Here is a 3,211-nt window from a genome sequence, read left to right on the forward strand (position 1 = left end):
AACTGGTTGTTCAACAGGACGTCTACCAGCTTCGCTGGTAGCCGCCTGTTAACGCTGGCGTTAGGCCTCTAATAACTTCTGCTGGCTGCGAATAACATGAACTTCGATGGATTTACTAGCATCAGCTTCCCAAAAGATGACGACATCGTTTATGTCCTTTGCTTTAAGAAGCTCGGTGACTCATCGGAAACGCCCTTCTACGTAGGCGAATCCGGGAGGGGCACGAGACGACTTGGCGATTACCTCACGGCCCAGTTTGCAGCGCCAACGGACTTTAAAGTTGGCGTAGTTATAAAAGCGCTACAAGCATTGGGCGCTGAAGTCATCGTTAAGTACCGTCGATCCGATGACAGAAAGGCGGAAGAAAAGCAGCTTATTCAAGAGGTCGCCAAGTACTATCCACTCCTCAACGATGAGTCGAATTTCAACTACAAATCAGATGCGCGATTGGCTCAGTCCGAGCGCTTCGAGGCCATAGCGGTAGCGCTCCTAATGGGCACACATCCTCTGAGAGTCATTGGCAATGCATAGAATTGAAATACCGTGCCTTCGTGCCGCGGCCTAACTGTTCGGTCAAGCCGACACCAACAAGCTCCGCTTGTTGGTTCCCTGCGTGCTGCGCACTCCGGTGCGGCTTACCTGTGGCGTTAGGCTTTTGGCTGCAGTCAACTTGCCTATTCACCAGACTCTAATACTTCGTTTTCAAAGGATTTATCTTGAATTTTTCAAAATTTACCATACCGTTATTTACTTGTATTTTAATACAAGGATGCGGCTCACTGGAAAATAGGTATGCAACAACCACCATTCCTTTAGAAGCTGCAACTGATAATCGGGCAGTAATTCTCATGTCCTCAGGGGCTCCCCAGCATTGTTTTTCAACATCCACAGCTATCGCAGCTAGGGACGCAAGAACCAAGAAGCTCACCAATCCTGGAGTATTTATTGCTGTTGACTCATACGTTCAACCGAGCGATTTTCCGACACATCACGGATTACTTAGCGCCTTTACTCTTCCTCCAGGAAGCTACTACTTTGAACCAGGAATTGCAAACCCTTTTGTCACTGGCATAAGAATACCTACATTTACCTTTGAGGCGCGAGCAGGCGAAACAACATACATTGGAGAGTTGTTTATGCTACAAGCTTGCGGCCTAAATACAGCATTTGAAGTTCGAGACAAGTTTGATAGAGATTTAAAAATGGCCATAACAAAAAATAAATTATTTTCTCAAAGGCAGGTAATAAAACGGCTTATGGTGACCGGCGAAACGATTAACTAATAAAATTAGTTTTCAACCAACAACTGCAACACTGTGTCTTCGCGCCCCAGCCTAACTTTGCGGTCAAGCCGACACCCACAAGTTTCACTTGTGGGTTCCCTGCGCGCTTCGCGCTCCGGTGCGGCTTACCTGTGGCGTTAGGCTTTTGGTTGCCTTGAAACTCAGCTATATGGCGCATCTCTGGCCATTGATGCCTCCACCGTTTGATCGTATGTCTGCGCTGCTTTCTCTGGCACTCATGCACTGCGCATTCTGGCCAGGCCCAGCGCTAAGCAGCACCGCGGCTCGCAACCGGGTGGCGCTGCAAGTCTCCATCTGGCTGTCTGCCCTTCGGCAGCCTGCTCACCACGGCGCAGCGCCAAAGTGCCACGCGCCATCGCCTTTTTGGCCTCCTGTCCTGCGGCAGTCAGCAATCCACTTTTTGCATGCGCTGGCTGTGCATGCACATGTCATGCTGGGCGGTGGCGCAGGGTTGTCCTGCTATTTCCAGTGTGCGGCATGTCGGGCACAATTCCATTCAGTCACACAAAGGGAGTATTGGCGTGCACAGGTCAAATGCCAGTCAACAAGGCACAGCGCGTTGTGGCTCATCCGCCAGTCCTTCTCGCCCCAGCCTAACGTGTCGGTCAAGCCGACACCTACAAGCTCCGCTTGTAGGTTCCCTGCGCGCTTCGCGCTCCGGTGCGGCTTACCTGTGGCGTTAGGCCTCTCAACTAGAACGTTTACGGAGAAAAGATGGACATCGCCGCAATAGGTTCGCTACTTGGCAGCATCAAAACCGCCACCGACATTGCCAAACTGATAAAGGAAAGTGATGTTTCAATTGAGAAAGCCGAAACAAAACTCAAATTGGCAGAATTAATTTCATCTCTCGCCGACGCCAAATTGGAGGCGGCTGAAGTCCAACTTGAAATACTTGCGCGCGACGAAAAAATTCGTGAACTTGAAGCTGCCGCCAGAGTTCGAGCAAACCTGAGATGGGAAGAACCTTGCTACTGGCTACCAAACGCCTCCGGCGTGGAAGAGCCATACTGCCAACATTGCCAAGACTCTTCCAGTAAGCTCATTCGGTTACTGGGCGATGGTGACGGGCAGTATCAATGCCGCGTCTGTAACAACACATACCTCACCCGAGATAGAGCAAATAAGAACAGCGCGGCCTTCAAGCAACACCGAAGCATGATCTCCCGGGGAATTGCATAAAAATGGGTTCGCACTTAACTGGCAAAAGCAAAACCGTGCCTTCGCGCAGCGGCCTAACTGTTCGGTCAAGCCGACACCTACAAGCTTCGCTTGTAGGTTCCCTGCGTGCTGCGCACTCCGGTGCGGCTTACCTGTGGCGTTAGGCTTTTGGTTGCCTGGAAATTCAGCTATATGGCGCATCCCGGGCCGTTGATGATTCCACGGCTTGTTCGCTTTGTCGGCACTGCTTTCTTTGGTACTCGCTCGCTGGTCATTTCTCAAGGCAACGATTTGTCAGGCTTCGCGGGTCACAACTTGGTGGCAAGGCAAAGTCTCAATCCGGCTGTCTGCCCTTCGGCAGCCTGCTCACCACCGTTGCTCGCCAACGTGCTGAACGCCATCGCCTCATCGCGGGCCGTCCTGCGGCGGCCCAGGTTCACCGGGGTATTAAGGCAAGCCACCGCACAAACCATCACAGGCCATCGCATGCCTGCAAAGTCGCGGCACAATGTTCAGCAGCACATCCAGGGGGAAGCTATGCGGTTCGCAATCAAATTCACGGCACAGCCAAGCGGTCTCAAGCCCTCTTCCACTTCGCGCCCCGGCCTAACTGGTTGTTCAACAGGACGTCTACCAGCTTCGCTGGCAGCCGCCTGTTAACGCGGGCGTTAGGCTTTTGGGTGCCTGGAACGTCAGCTATATGGCGCATCTCTGGCCATTGATGATTCCACGGCTTGTTCGCTTTG

The 3,211-nt window shown here is 52.1% G+C and carries 3 protein-coding genes; all 3 read left to right on the top strand.

Translation table 11 applies throughout. The features are described 5' to 3' along the window. Positions 1-96: 96 nt before the first annotated feature. The 3 genes from PSV23_RS07105 (at position 97) to PSV23_RS07115 (ending at position 2,486) form a co-directional block, all read left to right on the top strand. Positions 97-531: a hypothetical protein gene (locus PSV23_RS07105; RefSeq protein WP_300467321.1), complete on the top strand. Its 435-nt coding sequence runs from the start codon at positions 97-99 to the stop codon at positions 529-531. 185 nt (positions 532-716) lie between these two features. Continuing rightward, positions 717-1,283, top strand: a complete 567-nt coding sequence (locus PSV23_RS07110) for a hypothetical protein (RefSeq protein WP_300467323.1) — start codon at positions 717-719, stop codon at positions 1,281-1,283. Positions 1,284-2,018: 735 nt separating this feature from the next. Beyond that, positions 2,019-2,486, top strand: a complete 468-nt coding sequence (locus PSV23_RS07115; RefSeq protein WP_300467325.1) for a hypothetical protein — start codon at positions 2,019-2,021, stop codon at positions 2,484-2,486. The last annotated feature ends 725 nt before the right edge of the window (positions 2,487-3,211 follow it).

This window comes from Brevundimonas sp. (assembly GCF_029946145.1).
Taxonomy (GTDB): Bacteria; Pseudomonadota; Alphaproteobacteria; order Caulobacterales; family Caulobacteraceae; genus Brevundimonas.